Annotated in this window: 25 protein-coding genes and 2 pseudogenes; 15 read left to right on the plus strand and 12 right to left on the minus strand. The window is 63.8% G+C overall.

The features are described from left to right. On the plus strand, positions 1-126 hold a 126-nt coding region (locus tag MKK54_RS19775), incomplete at its 5' end, for a transposase (RefSeq protein ID WP_244009393.1). Between the two features lie 6 nt (positions 127-132). Here the strand turns inward: MKK54_RS19775 and MKK54_RS19780 are convergent. Continuing rightward, positions 133-336, minus strand: coding sequence for a hypothetical protein (locus tag MKK54_RS19780; protein WP_244013401.1), 204 nt, complete (start codon positions 334-336; stop codon positions 133-135). 12 nt (positions 337-348) lie between these two features. Here MKK54_RS19780 and MKK54_RS19785 point away from each other — a divergent pair, with 12 nt between their 5' ends. Next, the gene (locus MKK54_RS19785) at positions 349-549 is read left to right on the plus strand and encodes a hypothetical protein (protein WP_244013403.1); all 201 of its coding nucleotides are present in this window, start codon (positions 349-351) and stop codon (positions 547-549) included. A gap of 1 nt (position 550) precedes the next feature. Here MKK54_RS19785 and MKK54_RS19790 read toward each other — a convergent pair whose 3' ends face one another. From MKK54_RS19790 to MKK54_RS19805, 4 genes are all read right to left on the minus strand, one after another. After that, the gene (locus tag MKK54_RS19790) at positions 551-1,258 is read right to left on the minus strand and encodes a Crp/Fnr family transcriptional regulator (RefSeq protein WP_244013405.1); all 708 of its coding nucleotides are present in this window, start codon (positions 1,256-1,258) and stop codon (positions 551-553) included. A 227-nt stretch (positions 1,259-1,485) separates the two neighbouring features. After that, positions 1,486-2,217, minus strand: coding sequence for a Crp/Fnr family transcriptional regulator (locus tag MKK54_RS19795; protein WP_244013408.1), 732 nt, complete (start codon positions 2,215-2,217; stop codon positions 1,486-1,488). Positions 2,218-2,367: 150 nt separating this feature from the next. Further along, positions 2,368-2,583 (minus strand): hypothetical protein, encoded by a 216-nt coding sequence (locus MKK54_RS19800; RefSeq protein ID WP_244013410.1) that lies wholly within the window; start codon positions 2,581-2,583, stop codon positions 2,368-2,370. A 771-nt stretch (positions 2,584-3,354) separates the two neighbouring features. Next, positions 3,355-3,789 carry a winged helix-turn-helix transcriptional regulator gene (locus MKK54_RS19805; protein WP_244013412.1) on the minus strand — a complete coding sequence of 145 codons (435 nt, stop codon included), beginning with the start codon at positions 3,787-3,789 and terminating at the stop codon, positions 3,355-3,357. Positions 3,790-3,891: 102 nt separating this feature from the next. Between MKK54_RS19805 and MKK54_RS19810 the strand changes: the two genes are divergently transcribed. The 4 genes and pseudogenes from MKK54_RS19810 to MKK54_RS19825 all read left to right on the plus strand — a co-directional run bounded on the left by MKK54_RS19810 (position 3,892) and on the right by MKK54_RS19825 (position 6,752). Beyond that, entirely contained in the window at positions 3,892-4,662 is a 771-nt protein-coding gene (locus MKK54_RS19810; protein ID WP_244013414.1) for an SDR family oxidoreductase, read from the plus strand. Positions 4,663-4,921: 259 nt separating this feature from the next. Beyond that, positions 4,922-5,514, plus strand: a pseudogene (locus MKK54_RS19815) (recombinase family protein). 216 nt (positions 5,515-5,730) lie between these two features. After that, positions 5,731-6,417, plus strand: coding sequence for a ParA family protein (locus MKK54_RS19820; protein WP_244013416.1), 687 nt, complete (start codon positions 5,731-5,733; stop codon positions 6,415-6,417). Then, the gene (locus MKK54_RS19825; RefSeq protein WP_244013418.1) at positions 6,414-6,752 is read left to right on the plus strand and encodes a stability/partitioning determinant; all 339 of its coding nucleotides are present in this window, start codon (positions 6,414-6,416) and stop codon (positions 6,750-6,752) included. The genes MKK54_RS19820 and MKK54_RS19825 overlap by 4 nt, the downstream gene beginning before the upstream one ends. Positions 6,753-7,014: 262 nt before the next feature. On the opposite strand, the gene MKK54_RS19830 is transcribed toward MKK54_RS19825, so the two are convergent. The 5 genes from MKK54_RS19830 to MKK54_RS19850 all read right to left on the minus strand — a co-directional run bounded on the left by MKK54_RS19830 (position 7,015) and on the right by MKK54_RS19850 (position 11,531). Continuing rightward, entirely contained in the window at positions 7,015-8,091 is a 1,077-nt protein-coding gene (locus tag MKK54_RS19830) for a glycosyltransferase (RefSeq protein WP_244013420.1), read from the minus strand. Positions 8,092-8,341: 250 nt separating this feature from the next. After that, on the minus strand, positions 8,342-9,025 hold the full coding sequence (locus MKK54_RS19835; RefSeq protein ID WP_244013422.1) for a Hint domain-containing protein: 684 nt from the start codon (positions 9,023-9,025) through the stop codon (positions 8,342-8,344). Between the two features lie 1,007 nt (positions 9,026-10,032). After that, positions 10,033-10,632 carry a hypothetical protein gene (locus MKK54_RS19840; RefSeq protein ID WP_244013424.1) on the minus strand — a complete coding sequence of 200 codons (600 nt, stop codon included), beginning with the start codon at positions 10,630-10,632 and terminating at the stop codon, positions 10,033-10,035. A 58-nt stretch (positions 10,633-10,690) separates the two neighbouring features. Then, the gene (locus MKK54_RS19845) at positions 10,691-11,131 is read right to left on the minus strand and encodes a hypothetical protein (RefSeq protein WP_244013426.1); all 441 of its coding nucleotides are present in this window, start codon (positions 11,129-11,131) and stop codon (positions 10,691-10,693) included. Between the two features lie 103 nt (positions 11,132-11,234). Beyond that, positions 11,235-11,531 (minus strand): hypothetical protein, encoded by a 297-nt coding sequence (locus tag MKK54_RS19850; protein WP_244013428.1) that lies wholly within the window; start codon positions 11,529-11,531, stop codon positions 11,235-11,237. A 101-nt stretch (positions 11,532-11,632) separates the two neighbouring features. Here MKK54_RS19850 and MKK54_RS19855 point away from each other — a divergent pair, with 101 nt between their 5' ends. The 7 genes from MKK54_RS19855 (at position 11,633) to MKK54_RS19885 (ending at position 16,077) form a co-directional block, all read left to right on the plus strand. Further along, on the plus strand, positions 11,633-11,908 hold the full coding sequence (locus tag MKK54_RS19855; protein ID WP_244013430.1) for a helix-turn-helix domain-containing protein: 276 nt from the start codon (positions 11,633-11,635) through the stop codon (positions 11,906-11,908). 327 nt (positions 11,909-12,235) lie between these two features. Then, positions 12,236-13,390: a hypothetical protein gene (locus MKK54_RS19860; RefSeq protein WP_244013432.1), complete on the plus strand. Its 1,155-nt coding sequence runs from the start codon at positions 12,236-12,238 to the stop codon at positions 13,388-13,390. Then, entirely contained in the window at positions 13,387-13,779 is a 393-nt protein-coding gene (locus MKK54_RS19865; protein ID WP_244013434.1) for a hypothetical protein, read from the plus strand. Before MKK54_RS19860 ends, MKK54_RS19865 begins: the two co-directional genes overlap by 4 nt. Before the next feature lie 312 nt (positions 13,780-14,091). Beyond that, on the plus strand, positions 14,092-14,847 hold the full coding sequence (locus MKK54_RS19870; RefSeq protein ID WP_244013436.1) for a hypothetical protein: 756 nt from the start codon (positions 14,092-14,094) through the stop codon (positions 14,845-14,847). 107 nt (positions 14,848-14,954) lie between these two features. Then, complete coding sequence (locus tag MKK54_RS19875) at positions 14,955-15,227, plus strand: BrnT family toxin (protein ID WP_244013438.1); 273 nt, start codon at positions 14,955-14,957, stop codon at positions 15,225-15,227. Continuing rightward, a complete protein-coding gene (locus tag MKK54_RS19880; RefSeq protein WP_313898401.1) occupies positions 15,187-15,507 on the plus strand; it encodes a BrnA antitoxin family protein in 321 nt (106 codons plus the stop codon). Before MKK54_RS19875 ends, MKK54_RS19880 begins: the two co-directional genes overlap by 41 nt. A 159-nt stretch (positions 15,508-15,666) precedes the next feature. After that, entirely contained in the window at positions 15,667-16,077 is a 411-nt protein-coding gene (locus MKK54_RS19885) for a hypothetical protein (protein ID WP_244013440.1), read from the plus strand. 35 nt (positions 16,078-16,112) lie between these two features. Here the strand turns inward: MKK54_RS19885 and istB are convergent, their stop codons facing one another. Together istB and istA are read right to left on the minus strand one after the other, a co-directional pair. Then, positions 16,113-16,793 (minus strand): IS21-like element helper ATPase IstB, encoded by a 681-nt coding sequence (gene istB, locus MKK54_RS24800; RefSeq protein WP_244013448.1) that lies wholly within the window; start codon positions 16,791-16,793, stop codon positions 16,113-16,115. Then, positions 16,770-17,387: pseudogene (istA, locus tag MKK54_RS24805) on the minus strand (IS21 family transposase); the annotation flags it as partial. The pseudogene istA and the gene istB, both read right to left, overlap by 24 nt. Before the next feature lie 65 nt (positions 17,388-17,452). On the opposite strand from istA, the gene MKK54_RS19900 reads away from it, so the two are divergent. Both MKK54_RS19900 and MKK54_RS19905 read left to right on the plus strand, forming a co-directional pair. Next, positions 17,453-18,562 carry an AAA family ATPase gene (locus MKK54_RS19900; protein ID WP_244013442.1) on the plus strand — a complete coding sequence of 370 codons (1,110 nt, stop codon included), beginning with the start codon at positions 17,453-17,455 and terminating at the stop codon, positions 18,560-18,562. A 148-nt stretch (positions 18,563-18,710) separates the two neighbouring features. Beyond that, the gene (locus MKK54_RS19905; RefSeq protein WP_244013444.1) at positions 18,711-18,980 is read left to right on the plus strand and encodes a hypothetical protein; all 270 of its coding nucleotides are present in this window, start codon (positions 18,711-18,713) and stop codon (positions 18,978-18,980) included. The last annotated feature ends 63 nt before the right edge of the window (positions 18,981-19,043 follow it).

Genomic DNA, 19,043 nt, shown 5'->3' on the forward strand with positions numbered 1-19,043 from the left:
CAGGTCGAGCGCCTCTGGGCCAGGCTCAAGGAATGGCGCGCCATCGCCACCCGCTACGAGAAGACCGCCATCAGCTTCATGGGCGTCCTCTACCTCGCCGCCGCCCTCCACTGGCTCAAGCGATGACACACCCTAGAAGCCTGCGCCGACATACTCCCCACTTGGCCGGTCGAAAGCGAGGCCAAGCGGCTCCGCGCAGCGCTGGACGAATTCGTCATGCATGAGGCGCAGGGCACGGCCTTCGTTGTCGAAATGTTGAGCACGGGGCTCCATGATGCCCTGGCAGCCGCGCTGCTCCGCCACGTCGAAGCGCGCCGTACCGACGATCTCGTTCATGCCGGGGATCTAATGGCGGTGCTGGATGCAAAACCAGGTGCGGCCGGCGGGATTTCCGCTGACACGCTCGCCTACATGCTGCGCTGCTTCTTCGCGGCAAGTCGACAAAGGATGGCTTTCGAGATGCTGACGATCCTGACGCTCGCCCAGAACCGACTGACGGCCAACGCCAGGTCCCTCCTCGTCGACAGCCTGAGCCGCCGGGCAGCGTAAATTACGCTGCCATGGTCCGCCCTTTGAGGGCGTTCCCATCAACAATCGTCACGGTTCGGGCGCCGGATAGGACGATGACCTCGGCGCTCTTCAATTTCGTCAATTGCCGGCTGACCGTCTCGATTGTCATTCCCAGCACGTCCGCCATGTGTCCGCGCGTCATCGGCAGGTCAAACGTGACCGGCTCGGACAAGCCCAGCTGGCACCTGCATCGGCCCGCTTGCGCGGCCATCTCGAGCAGGAGGCTGGCCACCTTTTCTCCGGCAGAGAGACGGGCCAAGGTTAGCATGCGGGCACGGGCTTCGTTTAGCGCCTTGAATGTGCGTTGGAGCAGAAGGTTCTCTATCCGCGCATGCTCCTCCAGGAACCGTTCGAACAGGAGCCTTGGGAATGTACATAGCTCAGCGTCGGACAAGGCCGTAACTGTGAATGCCGTCTCAGTTGCGTAGGGCTCACCGACAAAATCAGCCGGGTAGACCAAGCTGACTATCTGCTCGCGCCCGTCGGTCGTTGCTGCGACAACCTTCAGGACGCCAGACTGAAGGTTGGCGCAGATCCGGCTCTCGTCACCCGCCCACATGACCGTCTCACCCGCCGTGAAGCGGCGGCGCTGACAGAAGCCGGCGAGAACGACGCGCTCCTCATCGCTGAGACAACTGCATAACGCGTGTTCGCGCACCGGGCAGAGCGCGCAGATATCGGTCGACACTGATCCGTTCCTCGGTCCCATATGAACACTTCCGCATCATGCGCGGACCGAATAGCCTCGATTGCGAAAACATCGGGGAGGGCATCGCGTCCGCGCCGCGGGTCGCACCCTGGCGCGCAAGAGGGGCGCCAGGGTCTTCCAGATCGACACCTCTCCACTGATCCGGTCGGCATTCCAGATCCTTGTTTCAGATCAAGGCGGCCTCGCACCGTTGGGGGCCGCCCTGATCAACCCCCGAGATGTTCGAGTCGCGGCAGATCGAGCAGGCGTACACCACCGGGCACGATCAGAATGACCTTCTCACGGTCCAGGCGCGTCAGCGTGCGGCTGACCGTCTCAATCGTGAGGCCAAGGTGATCGGCGATGTCCTGGCGTCCCATTGGCAGCTCTAGCGTCACCGAAGTCAGGCCAATTCGTGCGTAGCGCCTCCGCAGCGTGAGCAGAAAGTTCGCGACTTTCTCCTCAGCTCCGCGCCGGCCAAGCAGTAACATCTGATCTTGCGCAAGGCCGAGCTCATAGCCCGCACGCTCATGCAGGCGCTGCAGGAGATGAGGCTTGCGTGTCACGAGATCCTGGAACGCCCGGCGCTCGAAACGGCAAACGGTGACGGATGATAGAGCCTCGGCAGTGATGGTATGCCGCTCAGGCAGCGCTAGACCAAGGAAATCGCCGACGAGGGCAAATCCCATGACGTAGCGCCGCCCGTCCGGCAGCAGACGCAGGAGACGAACCGATCCTTCGGTGATGTTGTAAACCGCGCTCGCCTCCTCGTCCTGTGTGAACAAGGTCCCGCGTGGCTCGTGAACGACGTGACGGCTCAGGGATTCGAGTTCGGCAAGTTCGTCGCTCGTAAGCGCAGCGCAGACGCTGATGAAGCGGACTTTGCACTCGGCACAACCGACTTCAGACCGGCCGTGCCGGCAGGACCGCTCATCGGGTGCGCAAGTCTCGCTCGACATTCGGCAGGCCTCGAGTTCCCAACGTGGATGAGAACCTTACTCATCCTGAATGGGAACGCCCACCGGTAACCCGCTGCATTCTGCGCGCGGGTTGCTATGTGCCAAGTGTTTTTCGCACCGTCTCTTCAGGCAAGTGGAATACGATCGACTTCAGGTGGGGGAGCCTGCCAACACGACCGCCTCGCAGGTGTCAGCACGTAGACGCCAATCCGCGATGTTCGCGACCTCACGGAACAGGGCCTTGGCCTCGTAAAGTGCTCCAACCTCGGAGTTCGCGCGTACCACGGCCCGATGCTGTAGGACGCGACGGTCGTGGCCTGCACCGTCCATTATTACCTTGTAGAACATCACGATATAACGATCCATCAAAGGCTCCTGTTCTGTTGGTAAGGTTTCTTGGCCTGGCAATGAGAAGCGGATTTACCCTGGAGCACTGGTCTTGAGGATTGAGATCTGCGCGATGTGGGGATGACGCTGAGCCGTTGCGCCCGTGCCACCCTAGGCAGGCTAGGGGCTTTCATCAGGCCGGTTGCGTTACGCCATGGCCCAAAGCAAGCCAGTCAGCACGAGGGATGCGGTGATCGCCAAGCCGAGAGCTTGAAGGCCGCCGATGGCCTGAAAACGGTATACGTCCTCGACAAGGGGTCCCGTCTCTACGAGCCTTGACGCTACCCTTCCGGCCGCCCCCCTCGGCATTCCTACCGTGCGTACCGTCGGCACGTAGGCCGTGTTCATCACCATGTTCATGGCCGTCTCCCGTCTTCGTGACAGAAGCCATGATGCTCGGTCCCCGAGGGCGATCCTTGATCCATCTCAATGAAGCATTCGACCGTATCTGGGTGGCTGCGGAGCAGAGCCTGTCGACGGCCGGAGGACGGAGTAATGGTCGAACTCGGCACCTACGTAGCGTTCGCGCTCCTGCTCGTCGTGGTCGTGGGCATTGCAAGAGCATGGGACCGATAGGGCTACAAAATCAGACTATTCGTGATACACACCAAGTTGGCGTGTCAGAAAAACAATCGAATTTATGACGGATAGTTGAGGTTGCTATCGATCTTTCATAGACATTCGGAAGGTCCGCTTTCAGGCGCCCTGGCAGACCCAGGAGGCTGCGGTCAGCTTCTGGGTAAGACGGAGTCACGCCTGGACAGGTCGTCGGCACTCTCGCGACGCGAAAGCCTCGCGTGCCCGCTTGATCTCGGCATGGTGCGTCTCCGCCCAGATCCACACACCGCAGAAGGCGGAACCCAGGCTCTCGCCAAGCGGCGTTAGCGCGTAGTCCACGCGGGGCGGGATCACCGGGTGCACCGTCCGACGCACCAAGCCGTCCTGTTCCATCTGGCGAACTGTCTGGGTCAGCATCTTCTGGCTAATGCGGCCGACCGCCTTGCCGAGTTGGGTGAAACGCAGCGTGCCGCGCTCATGCAGGGCTTCGAGGATCAGCATGGTCCACTTGTCGGCCACCTTGCCGATGATGTCCTGGACCAACGTCTCGATGGCCGGGTCGGTCTCGGTCGGGACCGGTTCCTTCCGATGCGCCTCGATCCGTGGATCGGCCTCTGCTCGACGCATCCGACACTCTCCGGTTGGTGCGTATAAATCTTTTCGGTGCCTACTTCGGTTCGGAGAGCATGAGCCATAACCTCATGGGCGACAACAACGAAGGTCGCTCACATGAAGACATCAGGAAACACCATCCTCATCACCGGTGGCGGCTCCGGCATCGGCCAAGCCCTCGCCCAACGCTTCCACGACCTTGGCAACACCGTCATCGTCGCCGGCAGGCGGACGGAGGCGCTGCAGCGGACAATTGCCGGACGTCCGAACATGCATGCCATGGCGTTCGATGCCGATAGCGCTGAGGGCGTGGCCGACTTCGCACCACGCGTGACGGCCCAGCACCCGGCCCTCAACGTGGTCATCAACAACGCCGGGATCATGCGCTCCGAGGTGCTGGACCAGCCTCGCGACCTCTCGGATGCGGAGGCAACCGTCATCACCAACCTGCTCGGCCCCATTCGCCTGACCGACGCCCTGATCGAGCATCTCGGCCGGCAGCCCGATGCTACCCTGGTGAACGTCACCTCCGGCCTAGCCTTCGTGCCTCTTGTGTCGGCCCCGACCTACTCGGCGACCAAGGCCGCCCTGCACAGCTACACGGTCGCCCTGCGCGAGGCGCTCAAGGGCAAGGTCGAGGTCATCGAGCTGGTGCCGCCGGCAGTGCAGACCGACCTCACCCCGGGGCAGGCGACACGCCAGGGATACCTGCCGCTGGCCGACTTCATCGAAGAGGTCATGTCGCTCATCCAAGAGCAGCCCACCCCGCGTGAGATCCTGGTGCAGCGAGTCGGCTTCCAGCGTCAAGCCGAGGCGGAACACCGCTTCGAGGAAGCGGTGACGACCCTCAACGAGATGGCCCGCAAGGCCCGCGAGGCGCAGCAGTAAGTACGAAGGGTGCGGTCGACGATCCATGCTCCGCCGTTTGTCCCGGCGAAGCGAGGTCTTCTTTCAGCCGCGCCAGCAGGGACTGTTTCCCACCTTCCTGAAACGTTGGGTACCACAGTCTCCAATGTCGGGTAAACGATCGTTTTCCGGGCATCGGCCACGGACCCAGTCCGGCCCACCTCAAACAGCTCCGTTTCTGTCGGGAAAATATGACCGGTTATCTATTGCCGGATAAACGCAGCTGGGCCACTAAGCCGACATGCTCGTCGGATATGCTCGCGTCTCCACCCTTGACCAGAACCTCGACCTGCAGTTCGATGCGCTGATAAGGGCCGGCTGCGAGCGCCTGTTCGAGGAGAAGAAGTCCGGTACGGCCGGCACTAAGCGCCCCGAGTACGAGGCAGCCCTCGCCTACCTGCGGCCCGAAGACATTCTGGTGGTGTGGAAGCTTGATCGGCTCGGGCGGTCACTGGTCGAAATGATGCGCACGATCGACGGACTACGTGTGAAGGAGGTCCACTTTCGCAGCCTGACCGAGCAGTTCGACAGCGGCACCGCGCATGGGCGCTTCGCCCTGCAGATGCACGGTGCCATGGCCGAGTACTTTCTCGATCTCAACCGCGAGCGCACCATGAAGGGGCTGAAAGCGGATTGGCGCGAGGGCGAAAAGGTGGTCGTCCGACTAAGCTCAACGAGGCTGACATCGAGGTGGGCCGCGCCCTCTTGCACTCAGGCACGATCTCGATCGCGGCAATTGCCAAGCGCCTTGGGGTCAGCCTAGATACCTTCTACAGCTCCTTCGCCCAGGCACGCTCCCACAGCCAAGCAGCCGCTATGATGCTTGCCGGCTGATCGCCACATCAGGCGGTAAGTCACTTTAGGAGCTACAATTTGCCTCCTTGTCAAATTAATAGCTACTAGATAGCTACTACGTGAAATGGCTAGCCGATAGCTACCAATTAGTATGAGATAGCTGCTAGCTATATGGTATATTTAATATCTAGTAGCTATCGGTTAAGAATCTTCTGCTAAGCTCGTTGGCCTTGGAATAGATAATTTGGAGGTCCCATGCCTGTCATCGCCTTTGCCAACCCCAAAGGAGGGGCTGGAAAAACAACGACTGCGCTTCTTCTGGCAACGGAGCTGGCGGCAAAGAAGGCTGCTGTCACCGTCATCGACGCAGATCCTGAGAAGTGGATTTCGCAGTGGGGACGGTTGGCGGGCAAGCCTGCAAACATCACCATCATCAGCGATGTCACAGAGGAGACGGTCGTCGACGCGATCGAGGGTGCTGAACGGGAGGCACACTTCGTCATTGTCGACCTAGAAGGCACAGCTAGCCTGATGGTCTCAAATGCCATCGGTATGGCCGACTTGGTCGTGATCCCAATTCAGGGCTCCAGCATGGATGCGAAGGGAGGTGCGAAGACCATCCGCCTCATTCGCAACCAGGAGAAGATGTCTCGCCGCAAGATCGCTCATGCCGTTGTGCTGACCCGTACCAGTGCGGCGGTTACATCGCGGGCCTTGCGCAACGTTTCGGAGCAGCTTCAGGCGGGGGGGATCGAGATCTTCGCCACAGCTATCGTCGAACGCGCAGCGTACCGAGATCTCTTCGATTACGGAGGTACGCTCGCTACCCTGAACCCATCACAGACAAGCAATTTGGACAAGGCTGCTCAGAACGCTCGTGAGTTTGCAGGAGAGGTGGTCTCCAAGCTCAAGGCCGCGGCGACTGCGAGGGCCGTCGCATGACGATCGATAAGAGCCGCCAATCCTTAGGCTTCGGTGATGAGTTGGAAGACCTAGATCCTGCCGCCTGGGCAAAGCCTGCTGCGGAACGCGTCAAACCTGAGGAAGCGAAGAAGGCCGCTGAGGCTGCAGGGTTCCGAAGCCGTGAGCCAGCGCTTCCCGCTCCAGTGGTGAAACAGCGGCGTCGACGGACTGGACGGAATGCGCAGTTCAATTTGAAAACTACACCTGAGACGATCGAGGCGTTTACCCGCATCGCAGATGCGCAGGGTTGGGGGCTCGGCGAGGCTTTCGAAAAAGCAACAGCCTTGTTAGAGCGCGAAACTTTAAAGGGGTAGCTTAGTGATATCTGTTAGCTACCACATAAGATGTTGCTGCGTGTGCGCTGACATGCTGACCATGTATGCAGCGGTGTCGGTGTCGAGCCAGTCGGGAGGATAGAGGCGTTCGCGGGTCATAGCTGGCACCACCTCGCTGCTTAGGGTGCGGACCTAACGCTCGCCACCGTCCGGTCCCAACCCAACATCGTCGTATCGGCCACACCTGACAGCGCTCGAAATCAGCCGTTCGCTTCTCGCCACCGGCTTCCTTGTCGACTGATCAGTTCGCTCCGCTTCCAAGCCGATTGAGTGCGAACCGGGCATTTGCGGCCACACGCTGGCGATAGGCCGTTGGCAGATCCTCGCGTTCCAGGAGGTCGATGCAGGCCGAGAGGCATTCGCGGTTCAGGCCCGCCCAGTAGGCGTTCACCGCGTACTCGTCGCGCAGCCCGTAAGCGTAGATCCAAGGCTCGACGAAGAGCCCATCCGCCGGCATTGACAGGCTGAGCGCGGAAGCTGCGAGAGCGCAGCCGTCCGCGAACCTTTCTCGGAGGCGACACAGTCGGCTCGCGGCATGGGCGGCCTCCGCCCGGCTTGGGCAAGCGGCGGACGCACGCCGATAGGTGTCGAGGATGGCATCGACAGCGTGTCCACACGCTTCCATGAGCCGGCCAGCCTGGAGGAGGCTCACGAACACCTCCTGATCCCAGAACCCCAGTTCGGCGCGGGCGAGGTAATGCGTGATCGCCTGTTCGGCCCGGCCACAGTCGCGGTAGCTCTGCGCGAGGTAGAAGGTGTAGCGCGCAACGAGGAACGGGTCGGTCTCCTCGGCAAGGGCCTGCTCCAGCACTGCCGCATCCCGCGCATAGGTCTGCGGGTCCGTGCTGCGGGCTCCCTCATGATTGATCCGCATCACGATGGGGAGGTGCCCGTGCGTCGTTGCCTCGGGGCAATCGAGGAATTCGTGCAGCACGCCGCGGTATCGCCATGCGAGCACGTTGCGCACGAGTTGCGGCCGCCGGTAGGTCACCGCGTCGTAGACGATGTCGACGCTGTAGGTGTCAGCCGCGAGGTTTGGCGGCGTGAAGCCGGGCGGGAGGACGAGCTCGTCGTCGGCATCGATGACGAGGGTGTAGGTGGCGAGGGATCGTGCCAGGGCGAGAGCTTCGCTGCGGTTGTGGGCAAAGTCCCGCCAGGGCCGTTCGACAAGGCGGCCTGGAACGTCGGCCAGCGCCGCGCGCACCAGGGCCTGCGTGCCGTCGGTCGAGCCGGTGTCGACCACGATCCAGTGATCGATCAGGGGGCGCACCGAGGCGAGGCAGCGTGCGATGACGTGAGCCTCGTCCTTGACGATCATGCACAAGCAGATCGTCTGACCGGAAGGGGTCATGGCGCACGGCCCTTGGGGCAACCCCGTGCGCCTTGCTGACGGCTCTCGTAGATCATGCTCACCGGACCGCACGGAACCAGGGTCTCACCGGCGGGGGGCGCCGGTGAGGGGGCTGCGAGCTCTCGGCCTCCGGTCGCCCGGCCGCCTCAAGCCCGAGGGTGTTGGGGTCGGTTCGCTGTCCCGATCCCGGGGCCAGCGAACCTTGCCGCTTACAGCCTTATGCAGTGAGCCAGCCGTGATGGTCCGCATCATCCCAGGCGCAGTGGGCCGAGAGTTTCATGGCGAACACACGGTCGAGGCGAGCGCGTTCGGCCTCGACCTGCGCTCCATCGATCGCCACCGGCCGGCAGCGGTTCGGCAGCCCCGGTACGATGAAGTCCGGGTTCTGCAGGGCGTGGTCGGAGGCCTCGTCGAAGAAGGCGCGATCCCCCCAATCGAGGTAGCTCTCCGCCGGCAGCCCTTCCGCCAGCAGGATGTCGTGCTGGTCGAGTTCGATGTGCCAATAGGTGACCTGGGCGCAGACTTCGCGGACGACGGTGGTTCCGTTGACGAGGCACATGATCGGGACCAGCACGCCGCCCGCGTTGTCGGCGCCGGCCCCGACGAGGACGGGATGGCCGGGTGAGAGCGAGAGGTCGCGCACTGGCAGGTCGGAGCCGAAGGCGCCGGCCTTGATGCGGATGGGCCGCTGGTCATGCGGGAGGGCTGCGCCGTTGGCAGCGAGCATGCGGTGGCCGATCCAGGTGATGGGCCGCAGGGTACCCGTTGCGGTGACGACACGGTCACCCACGCACAGATCCTCGACGGCCACTTGGCCACGGGTGGTGCGGATCCGGGTTCCGGAGACGTAGCACACCGTACCAGCCGGCCCCGTCGCACCCGTGGCTCCGGTTGCGCCCATAGTCCCGGTTGCGCCAGTTGATCCAGTAGCCCCTGTGGCTCCAATGCTGCCGGCTGTACCCGTCGCACCTGGAGTACCGGTCGCGCCAATTGAGCCCGTCGCGCCCGTTGCTCCCGTGGTGCCAGCCGCTCCGGTCGCGCCGACCGAGCCTGTAGCACCGACAGATCCCGTCGCGCCTGTTGCACCAGCTGTGCCCGTCGCTCCCGTGGCGCCTGTTGTTCCGGTCGCACCTGTCGAGCCCGTAGCGCCTGTTGCACCAGCGACACCGGTAGCGCCCGTTGCCCCCTCGATGCCAGTAGCGCCCGTTGCTCCAGTCGATCCAGTAGCACCCGTGATGCCTGTCGCTCCAGTAGCGCCTGTGGCGCCCGCGACGCCGGTTGCGCCTGTAACGCCGGTAGCCCCAGTTGAGCCTGTAACACCTGTGACGCCGATGGCTCCAGTTGTACCCGTCGCTCCGGTAGTACCGGTCGCACCTGTTGCACCCGTTACCCCAGTCGCGCCTGCGATGCCTGTCGCGCCCGTGGCTCCTGCCGTTCCGGTCGCGCCGGTGGTACCCGTAGCCCCAGTGGCCCCCGTGGCTCCGGTTGCACCCGTAGTGTTGTAAACTATTTGATTGGCTGTCACATTGTTGAAATTTCCGGCTATTGCCTGAATGCCATTGTTTCCATAAATTATTTGCTGAGAGTTAGATTCATTGTATACAACTAGGACAAAGTTTCCGGCGTTGAAGCCCGTGGTTTGGCCCTCAGTTAGATTTATTGAAATATTGAAATCTCGACCAGAATTATCTACTTGAGTTGTATGGGCCGAAGAGAAAAGCAGCGTTCCACTATTGCGGGAAAAGCTGTTTGCAGGCGTGAAATAGGTGCTCAGGATTTGGTTTGATCCATCTTCACCTGATATGTTTATTGTTTTCAGCTCGGCCATGATCTAATGCCTCAAGATCTATCTGCTTCGTCGGACGCCTTTGGCCGAGCGATTTGCGGTAAGTAGTTGCGTAAGCGGCATCAGTTTGGCCAAGTGGTTCTGGAGCGTCGAGAGCACACGGCGAGTACGGTAAGAGAATCACGCGCAAATTTCCGTGCATTTAGAATTTTTCCAAAAAATGTGCTGAAATAATCACAGCCTTCTAAAAATTGGCCCTTGTTGAAATTCCAATTGAATAGGAAAACACATAGAGGCGGCGTGCTCGTACAGGAGTGTTCGTTGGCCTGATCCTCGTCGAGGCTGAACCCCTCGTCGGCTAGGAACTCGACGGCGAAGCGCGCCAGGGCAGCGCAGCCGGCTGCCGTAGTCGGGACGGTTTTCAGCAGCACGCCATCAACATGGGCGAAGAACGCGTCCGCCGCCTCATCCTGTTCGGGAAGCACGTCGGTGGACCCGGCCGGCTGCGGTAGGAGGTCGGCGCGCTTACGGGCGGCGGTCAGGTAGCGCGTCGTATCGATGGCCGTGAAGATGGGGTCCACGCCGAGAGTCGGAGCCGGAACCGTCTTCACCGGCCCCCGGCGGATCACACGAGAGGCCGAAGCCTTGAGGGTGGCAGCGCGCTCGCGCAGCGAGGGACGGGCGATGTCGGCACGAGCGAGGCGAGCGAAGGGATTGCGCATGGCGTGGGCTCCAATGTGAAGGTGAGCCGCGAGCCGTCCGGCCCGCGAGCAGGGCGGGTCAGGCGAGGGTGGCGAAGCCGATGACGACGAGGCCGCCGCAGATCAGGGACAGCGCGGCAAGAGCCTCACCCAAGCCGCTCAGGAGACGCAGCATCGGCGCGAGCGGCGCGCGGGCAGGTTCGACAGGCAGGAAGTCGAGGCGCAGGTACAGCGCCAGATCCGAGGCGCGGGCGAGCACTGCTGCGTCCGTGATGCCGTCATGCTGGATGTGCCAGCGCAGGTGCCGGAGCAGGGCGAGGGAACCGAACTGCGTCGCGCAGGGCGTGGCGAGGAGGCGGGCCAAGGCGCCTTCCATCTCGACGTGCCGTTGGGCCACCAGGGCGTCGGAGGCGCACTGCCAGACGCTCCAAGCCTCGTCGTGATGGTCGATAGCCGCAAGGATCGGGTCAGCGTGGAACGGGACGTGCTCGATGACGTGGGCGTGCGGGATCGTTGCCATAACCGGGGCTCCGGGGCTTGGGGTCGTCGGGGAGGTTCGAAGGGGATGGGTCCCGTTTGAGCCCGATTAGCCGGGCGGCTGACGAGCGGCGGTTCTCACGGTCTCAGTGCGCGGCGGCGCGCTGGGCGGCCTTGGCGACCTGCCACGCGGCCTTCAGCGAGACGGACATCGCGACGCCCCAGGTCGATCCGGTGCGCTCCTGGTGGGCCTTCGCGGCCGCAGCGGCGTGGGCCATGATCGCAGCGCGGTCGAACTTGCCGGCAACGACGAGAGGGCGGCGGGTCTTCACGAAGCACTCGACTAGGGCACGGGCCGAGAGGAAGCCGGCGGGGAGCGCAACGCGGTCCTGGCGCATGTCGCGGGTGGCGGCGGTCCAGGAGATGCGGCGAGTGAGGGACATCGGAGGCGCCTTGAAAGGGCTAGAAGTTACCCTTATCGTGTAAGCCCATCCCGATAACGCGTCAACACTCAACGCGTATGTTCTTACATGATAGGTGTCGAATGTTGACAGGGGAGCAGTTGCGCGCGGCTCGCGCCATGCTGAAATTGGAGCAGGGCGAGCTAGCCGAACTGTCGGGCGTATCCACCGAGACCATCAAAAGGCTGGAGCGAATGGAGGGTGCAATTAGCGCCAACTCCATGACCTTGGACGGCCTCCAAAAGGCTCTTGAGAAGGAAGGCGTGATGTTCATCCCCGAGAACGGAGGGCTTCCCGGCGTCCGCCTTCGGAGAGACCCGCCAGCAAATATCCGCACCCGGAAGCGGAGGGGAGAATAGCTCCCCCTGGTGAAATTCAGTCAACCGAGGCCATATCGTAACCTGATCTTGAGGCCCGCGAATGCTTGATGCTTTAGCGCGATCCATTGCCGAGACTACCGCCGACGTGCTCGGCAGCCGCACAACTCGACAACGCGCTAAGGTTTCAGACGAGGAGATCGGATTATACCTCTGGCATGAAAGAGGTTTTCGAGACCACGACACGCTTGTTGCGCTCATCAACCACACGCGGGTAGCCCTAGACCGGCCCGAGCTTCGTGGCACTGTTTCGTGTCCACCGCAGAGCCGACCCCGCCCCGTGCAACTCACCCTCGATCTGGTGACGGCATGAAGCGCCCGCTCGCGCCCGAGGTATCCGACCAACTCGATTTCTGGAGCCGGATGCTGGCGAGGGTTGCCGGCCCCGACGCGGCCCGCATCCAACAGCAGAACCGCGCCCAGGAGCACGAGCGCCAGGCAGGGCGCACCAAGCGCAAGGGATCGGGGTTTAAGCCTCCGCAGTGCCGGCTCACCATCGGTGACATCGGCCGCGTGATCCAGCACAGACACAATGGCCCGTGCGATACCGCCGAGGGCGCGATTTACCTCACGGCGGCTTTGCCTTCCCTGGTCGAGGAGGCCGGCGGCTTCGATGCCGAGACGTTCGAGGAGCGGCTACGGAAATGGGCCGCCGTTGCAACGCCCCGGCTGACGGTCGAGGAAATCCGCGCCTGCCTAGACGAGGCGAGGGCACGCGATGCGCGCGGCCGGCTGCATTGGTCCGCGCAGGATCTGGGCGACCTCCTGCACCTCACAGTGGCCGAGCGGGAAGGCTTAGGGATCACCACGCTTCGGCCTCGCGGGATGAACGAACGGCAGTTCAAAGCCTACCAGCGCGCCCGGAAGACCGCCGCCGAGAAGGCGCGCAGGATCGCGGCTGGGGCGAAGGCGCGGGAGCAATCGGACGCGCAGACGCAGCCTTGGTTGGCGCTCGGGGTCAGCCGCCGAACGTACTACCGAACGCGCAAGGCCATGCCCGAAATCGGCCGTGGCACTAATTCGTGTCCACCAGATACGAAGTATCTACAGGCCACCACGGGGCAGTGCCACGGGGAGAGCCGCCCCCTTCAGGTTCCAGCGAGACAGGCCAGCCCGAGCCGTTCCGTTGGCGCTTGCGGGCATTCGCCCCGGAGCTTGCCGAGGGCCGTTCGTACCGGACATGCCGTCCCGCTACCGCTGCCGAGCGGTGGAGTTTCGCAGCCCGACATGCTGGCCGAGTGGCAACCTCTCGCTACCGTTGCGAACGCCTACGTCGGCGGGATCGTGCCCCCTGAAGTCGTCGCGGCAGTGAACGCCGCGCGTCGCGAGCGGCACCAGACCCAAGAGACCGTCGCCCGTCACGTCGGCATCAGCCGTCCGCAATTCACCAACGCGATGCTGGGTCGGTTCGGCCTCAGTCGGAGTGCGGCGGCGAACCTACGGCGATGGCTGGAAGCAGCGTGAGGATCATCGGCTACCCCGCCGCTCAAGCCCACGGGCGGCTCATCCTCGGCGAGCTACAAGACAACTTGGAGGCCGCTAGGGATTGCCCTGACCCACATGCTGCCACCGATTATCTACGCGACGCCGAATTTCACAGACGGCGCTTCGATCGTTGGGCTGAAACCAACGTCCAGTGGGGCGATGATCTTGATGCATGGGCGTATCTAGCATTCGCGCATGGAGACGTTGAGCGACGCCAGGGCGACGCCATCTCGGACGCCATCTCGGATTACCGCGGCACCCGCCGAGAACGAATTGACGGCATGCTGGCCGATGTCCGCACCCTTCAACGGTATCTCGCAGCCTCGGCTAGAGCGGCGCAGCAAGCTTGCCGGTTGGCGTTGACTTAACCATGTCGCCCGTCCGACATGGCACGTCCGGCAGGCCGCAACTTCACCGAGTCGCGAGCCGGCCACCAATCAGGGATTAGCGCCGCGAGAAAGACCTAAGCCCAAAACGCCAACGGCGCCGACCCCTGGCAGGGTGGCGCCGTCGAAATCGTAGGGCCTGTGAGGCCTGTTCCAACTCCTCACAAGCCATAAGCTCCCCTCGGGAGTCAAGCGAGAACGTCTGTTCTGGTGACGATGGCGCTCGGCCTTTTGAAAGGTGGGTGACGCATCACCCACCCTTGCTTTGACGCGGCCCGAGCAGGGCTGTGAACGATGCTTGTCGAGGAAATGGCTGCGGTCATCAGGACGTGCGCACGCGATGCGCTCGATGACGTGGCGCGCGCGTTATGGGCCGCCCACGTCGCGGAACAGGTGACGGACGACGAGGCCGAAAGCCTGTCTGCCGTGATTGAGGCGAGGCGAGGCACGTTGCGCGCCGCGCGTGTTGGGCTTGCCCCAGGGCACGGCAATCTTGCCAGTGGTCAGGTGTTGCAACCTGCAACACCTTTCGGCGGCACCCAACGCGACGCGAAGCGTCGGGCTGCTCCACCCTGCCCACAGCGCACTGAGGCCCGCGAGCGGTCCCGCCGATGGGCCGCCGCCGGTCGGATGCCGCCAGCCATCGCAGCGAAGTTCACCAGCGGGGAGCAAGCGGCCCTTGCCGTGATCGCGTTCGAGGTCGGCAAGCGCCAGTTCTGCGACAAGTCCCTCCGCGAAATCGGGGACGTGGCCGGGGTCAGCGCGTCCACCGTGAAGCGCGCGATCCGGCAGGCCAGGGCACTCGGTCTCCTCACGGTTCAGGAGCGCCGGCTGTCCCGCTACCGGAACGACACGAACATCATCCGCATCATCTCGAAGGCGTGGCTCGCCTGGATCGACCTACGCGGCGCCAGGGGTGGGGGCCAGCGGCGGACGGGCACAGATACCAGTGATTCGAGAGAAGCCGCGAGGCGGGTTTCCCAGGGCGGTTGCGGGGCAGAAAAGCCCAAGAGGTTGCCGAAGGAGCCGGGGCAGGTCCGAAGGGCGTAAGCTCAACTGACGCCCCTATGGCGAGCGCCCCCGTTTCGGGGCTCGCGGGATATTTCTGTAACGCCATTATTCCTTGACGCCTCCAATATGTGGCGTTACAAAAATACATGCCGATTTCGTTCGACCCCGCAAAGCGAGACAGGGCTTTGGCCGAACGCGGCTTGGACTTTGCCGATGCCGAGACGGTGTTCGCCGGCCCCTGCTTCAGCTTCGAGGACGAGCGCGCGAACTATGGTGAGACCCGCATCATGACAGCCGGGCTCCTCGTCGGGCGCATGGTCGTCATCGTCTGGACCCCGCGTGGCGCGGATCGCCATGTGATTTCCATGAGGAAGGCCAATGACCGCGAGCAAGCCCGCTACGCCACTCATCTCCGCTGAAATGGTCGGGGCGACCGATCTCCCGAAGGTGGACGCGCACGAGATCACGAACGAGGAATACGAGGAGATCCCCGAGTTGACCGACGCCATGGTGGCTCGCGCCATTCCTGGCGACGGGGCAGAGATCGCACGCCGGGGGCGTGGCCGTCCCAAAGCTGAAAGCCCAAAGCAGCAAGTCACGATGCGCTTGGATGCCGACGTGCTCGCCGCGATGCGGGCAAGCGGCCCTGGCTGGCAGGCGCGGGCGAATGACGTGCTCCGGGAGCGGTTCAAGGCGTAGATATCGCCCCGGATTGCGTCGATCGCCGCCGCGCGCCATCTTGGGACCATGCTGCGGCCCGTGGACGACGACCCCGACAATCCGAGGTGGCTGCGGCGCCCCAAGCCCCAGGCGCCGTTTCTGCGCACGCGGTCGCATTGGATCGTGAGACTCGCATGGATGTTGGCACAGGGCGCCATCTTTGTTGGCGTCCTATGGGTCTACTTTTACGGCGTTGATCCGCCAATAGACTTCCACAAAGAGCCACGCGCAATCCTGTTCATCTTCTTCTTCGCCTTCGTCATTACGGCCCTCTTCACGGGTATCGCCAGCGCCCTTCTGCGCCTAGCGACCCGAGCGGTTCGACGCATTGCCCGATCCAGAGGCGGACCCCGAGTTGCCCAGGAGCCGGATCAGGAGGCGTTGCGCATCGGTGGCGCCGGGCGATTGCAGGAAGGCCCGCAGATCGTCTGTCAAACAGCGTTGAACATTGACCCTGGATCGGCGTCGAACTTTGACCCCGTGGATGGGTATGGCGGGACGCCCCTGATCAGCCCGGCGAAGCGGGTCGGGGTGGCGCAGCCGGGCTGATCAGGGGTCCAGCAGGCGCGACGTGTGTGCCGGCCTCAGGCGCGGTTCTTGAAGCGCCAGCTCTCGTTGCCGGTCTCGACGATCTCGCAATGGTGGGTGAGCCGGTCGAGCAGCGCCGTAGTCATCTTGGCGTCGCCGGCGAACACGCTCGGCCATTCCCCGAAGGCGAGGTTGGTGGTGACCACGATCGAGGTGGTCTCGTAGAGCTTGCTGATCAGGTGGAACAGGAGCTGGCCGCCCGACTGCGCGAACGGCAGGTAGCCGAGCTCGTCGAGGACCACGAGATCGAGCCGGGCGAGGTGGTCTGCGATGCGGCCCTGCCGGCCGGCGCGTGCCTCGGCTTCGAGCCGGTTGACGAGGTCGACGACGTTGTAGAACCGGCCCCGCGCGCCATCCCGGATGCAGGCCCGGGCGATGGCGATGGCGAGGTGGGTCTTGCCGGTGCCGGTGCCGCCGACGAGCACGACGTTGCGCTGGTGAGCCAGGAACTCGCCGCCGGCGAGGTCGCGCACCAGACCCTCGTTGATCGGAGTGCCGTCGAAGGCGAACTCGGCGATGTCCTTGGCCAGGGGGAGCTTGGCGATCGTCATCTGGTAGCGGATCGAACGCGCCTGCTTCTCGGAGATCTCGGCCTGGAGCAGGTCACCGACGATCTGCTGCGGCTCGTGGGTGCGCTTCACCGCGACCTTGATGATCTCGTCGTAGGCGGCCTTCATGTTGTCGTAGATGCCGCGCTGGCAGGTGCCGCGGAAGAACGCGAACGCCCGGTCGTGGGCGTCGAACACCATCTCCTGGCTCTCGCGCGGATAGGCCCGCACGAACAGCATGCGTGAGTGGCAGAGCCGGACGTGGGCGACCTTGACCGTGACGGTCGTGCCGCCGATCAGCACGATCTCGTGGCTCCAGTCGAACTGGTAGGCCTCGCCCGGGGCGAACGACAACGGCACAAAGGTTTGCGCCGTGACCGAGGCGCGCTCGCGCTTCCAGGTCTTGGCATAGCGCCGAACGGCATCGTAGCCGCCCTCGTAGCCGAGCCCGCGGAGCGCCTCGTAGATCCGGATCAGCGTCAGCCGCTCGCGGGCAGACCTGCCGGCGTTGGTGGTCAGCATCCGATCGAGATCGTCGCGCCACGGCCCAAGCTTGGGCAGAGGCTGCACTTCGCGCTCGTAGGCGAAGGCGGTGGCCCCCGACCGGATGACCTTCCGGACCGTGTTGCGGGAGACGTGCAGGTCGCGGACGATGTCCTTGATCGCGCGGCCGCGGTTGAAGAACTCGCGCCGGATGCGCGCAATCGTGTCCACGCCCTTCATCCCCCTACACCACCCTCCGGTCGTACCGGAGAGCAGTCTGCGAGAACGAGGTTAGGGGGTCAGAATTGGACGCCGATCCCCCGCCTCATGGGGTCAAAGTTGCACGCCGAAACACAATCCGCCGGTATCTCAGCGTCACCGTCTCCCCCGGAGGCATCGGCAAATCCTCACTAGAGATCGGCGAAGCCCTCTCGATGGTCAGCGGTCGCGACCTCCTCGGCACCGTGCCCGAGGGCAAGTTTAAGGTCTGGTACTGGAACGGCGAAGACCCGCTGGACGAGCTTCAGCGGCGCATTATGGCCGCCGCGCTCCACTACGAACTGGAGCCAGCCGACCTGCACGGCCGCCTCTTCGTCAACTCGGGTCGCGACACCGAAATCATCATCGCGCAGCAGGATCGGAACGGGGTCACGGTCGCCGTACCCGTGGTGGACGCCATCAAGGAGACGATCCGCGAGAACGGCATCGACGTGCTCATCATCGATCCGTTCGTGTCGTCACACGGCGTCAGCGAGAACGACAACGGTGCCATCGACCGCGTCGCGAAAACCTGGGCCAAGATCGCCGAGGAGACCAACTGCTCCATCGAGTTGGTGCACCACTCTCGCAAGACGAACGGCAACGAAGTGACTGTCGAGGACAGCCGGGGCGCGGTGGCGCTCCTCTCGGCCGCCCGTTCCGCTCGCGTGCTGAACCAGATGACCAAGGACGAGGGCGAGCGGGCTGGGGTCGAGTTCCGCCGCCTCCACTTCCGGGTGGACAACGGCAAGGCCAACCTCGCGCCACCGCCTGAAGGCTCGATGTGGTTCAAGCTGGAGTCCGTGGACCTGGGCAACGGCAACGGGATGCTCGGCTCCTACGGTGACCGGATCGGCGTCGTCGCGCAGTGGCAGTGGCCGGACCCCATGGCCGACGTCAGCGTGAAGGATTTGCGAGCCGCCCAGACCGCCGTGAGCGCTGGCCGCTGGCGAGACAGCCATCAAGCTTCTGATTGGGTCGGGAAGGCCATCGGCCAAGCCCTCCGGCTTGACCCAGCCAACCCGAAGGACAAGCGCCGCATCCTCTCGATGCTCAAAACCTGGAAGGCCAACGGCATGTTCGTCGTGGTCGAAGGCAAGGACGCGAAGCACAACACCCGGTCGTTCGTGGAGGTGGGCGAATGGGCGACGGATTGAGCGCCCTCACCTGTGCAGGTGAGGTGAGGTTAGGTGTGGTGGTAGGGGCGCCCCACACCCCTCACCACACCCCTTATATAAGGGGTGGTGGTGGTGGTGGGGGCGTCCGTAAGGGCGTTACGGAGGTGAGGGTGAGGGGGGTTCCCCGATGATCCCAGCCGCCGACGCATGGGGTCCGTTCGCCCCCGACCTGGACACGGCCGAGCACACCGCCCGGTGCCGCTGCCTGCGGGCCGTGGTGCACCTGACGACCGGCCCGCGCGGCGAGACCGCGACCCGCCTCCTTCACGCGGCCGAGCGCGATCCCGACGCCCTGTCGGAGGCTGCCCGCGCCCTGAACGCCCTAGATGCCTGCGACAAGCGCCACGTCTGGGCCAGCTACGCCAAGCTCGCCGCCCCCGAGAGGACCACACGATGACGGCCCGTGATCGCCGGCCCCAGGCCCTGGACCGGGAGCGGTTCGACAAGTGCCGGGCGCTAA

The sequence above is a fragment of the Methylobacterium sp. J-068 genome, from assembly GCF_022829445.1.
GTDB lineage: Bacteria > Pseudomonadota > Alphaproteobacteria > Rhizobiales > Beijerinckiaceae > Methylobacterium.

Excerpts from the sequence above, each read along its gene's own strand:
- MKK54_RS19845 (WP_244013426.1), bottom strand. The coding sequence starts at position 11,131 with ATGGCAACGATCCCGCACGCCCACGTCATCGAGCACGTCCCGTTCCAC.
- MKK54_RS19835 (WP_244013422.1), bottom strand. The coding sequence starts at position 9,025 with ATGGGCGCAACCGGAGCCACGGGTGCGACGGGGCCGGCTGGTACGGTG.
- MKK54_RS19780 (WP_244013401.1), bottom strand. The coding sequence starts at position 336 with ATGAACGAGATCGTCGGTACGGCGCGCTTCGACGTGGCGGAGCAGCGC.
- MKK54_RS19860 (WP_244013432.1), top strand. The coding sequence starts at position 12,236 with ATGAAGCGCCCGCTCGCGCCCGAGGTATCCGACCAACTCGATTTCTGG.
- MKK54_RS19905 (WP_244013444.1), top strand. The coding sequence starts at position 18,711 with ATGATCCCAGCCGCCGACGCATGGGGTCCGTTCGCCCCCGACCTGGAC.
- MKK54_RS19805 (WP_244013412.1), bottom strand. The coding sequence starts at position 3,789 with ATGCGTCGAGCAGAGGCCGATCCACGGATCGAGGCGCATCGGAAGGAA.
- MKK54_RS19785 (WP_244013403.1), top strand. The coding sequence starts at position 349 with ATGGCGGTGCTGGATGCAAAACCAGGTGCGGCCGGCGGGATTTCCGCT.
- MKK54_RS19810 (WP_244013414.1), top strand. The coding sequence starts at position 3,892 with ATGAAGACATCAGGAAACACCATCCTCATCACCGGTGGCGGCTCCGGC.
- MKK54_RS19795 (WP_244013408.1), bottom strand. The coding sequence starts at position 2,217 with ATGTCGAGCGAGACTTGCGCACCCGATGAGCGGTCCTGCCGGCACGGC.
- MKK54_RS19870 (WP_244013436.1), top strand. The coding sequence starts at position 14,092 with ATGCTTGTCGAGGAAATGGCTGCGGTCATCAGGACGTGCGCACGCGAT.
- MKK54_RS19885 (WP_244013440.1), top strand. The coding sequence starts at position 15,667 with ATGTTGGCACAGGGCGCCATCTTTGTTGGCGTCCTATGGGTCTACTTT.
- MKK54_RS19830 (WP_244013420.1), bottom strand. The coding sequence starts at position 8,091 with ATGATCGTCAAGGACGAGGCTCACGTCATCGCACGCTGCCTCGCCTCG.
- istB (WP_244013448.1), bottom strand. The coding sequence starts at position 16,793 with ATGAAGGCCGCCTACGACGAGATCATCAAGGTCGCGGTGAAGCGCACC.
- MKK54_RS19875 (WP_244013438.1), top strand. The coding sequence starts at position 14,955 with ATGCCGATTTCGTTCGACCCCGCAAAGCGAGACAGGGCTTTGGCCGAA.
- MKK54_RS19825 (WP_244013418.1), top strand. The coding sequence starts at position 6,414 with ATGACGATCGATAAGAGCCGCCAATCCTTAGGCTTCGGTGATGAGTTG.
- MKK54_RS19840 (WP_244013424.1), bottom strand. The coding sequence starts at position 10,632 with ATGCGCAATCCCTTCGCTCGCCTCGCTCGTGCCGACATCGCCCGTCCC.
- MKK54_RS19855 (WP_244013430.1), top strand. The coding sequence starts at position 11,633 with ATGTTGACAGGGGAGCAGTTGCGCGCGGCTCGCGCCATGCTGAAATTG.
- MKK54_RS19880 (WP_313898401.1), top strand. The coding sequence starts at position 15,187 with ATGACCGCGAGCAAGCCCGCTACGCCACTCATCTCCGCTGAAATGGTC.
- MKK54_RS19800 (WP_244013410.1), bottom strand. The coding sequence starts at position 2,583 with ATGGATCGTTATATCGTGATGTTCTACAAGGTAATAATGGACGGTGCA.
- MKK54_RS19820 (WP_244013416.1), top strand. The coding sequence starts at position 5,731 with ATGCCTGTCATCGCCTTTGCCAACCCCAAAGGAGGGGCTGGAAAAACA.
- MKK54_RS19850 (WP_244013428.1), bottom strand. The coding sequence starts at position 11,531 with ATGTCCCTCACTCGCCGCATCTCCTGGACCGCCGCCACCCGCGACATG.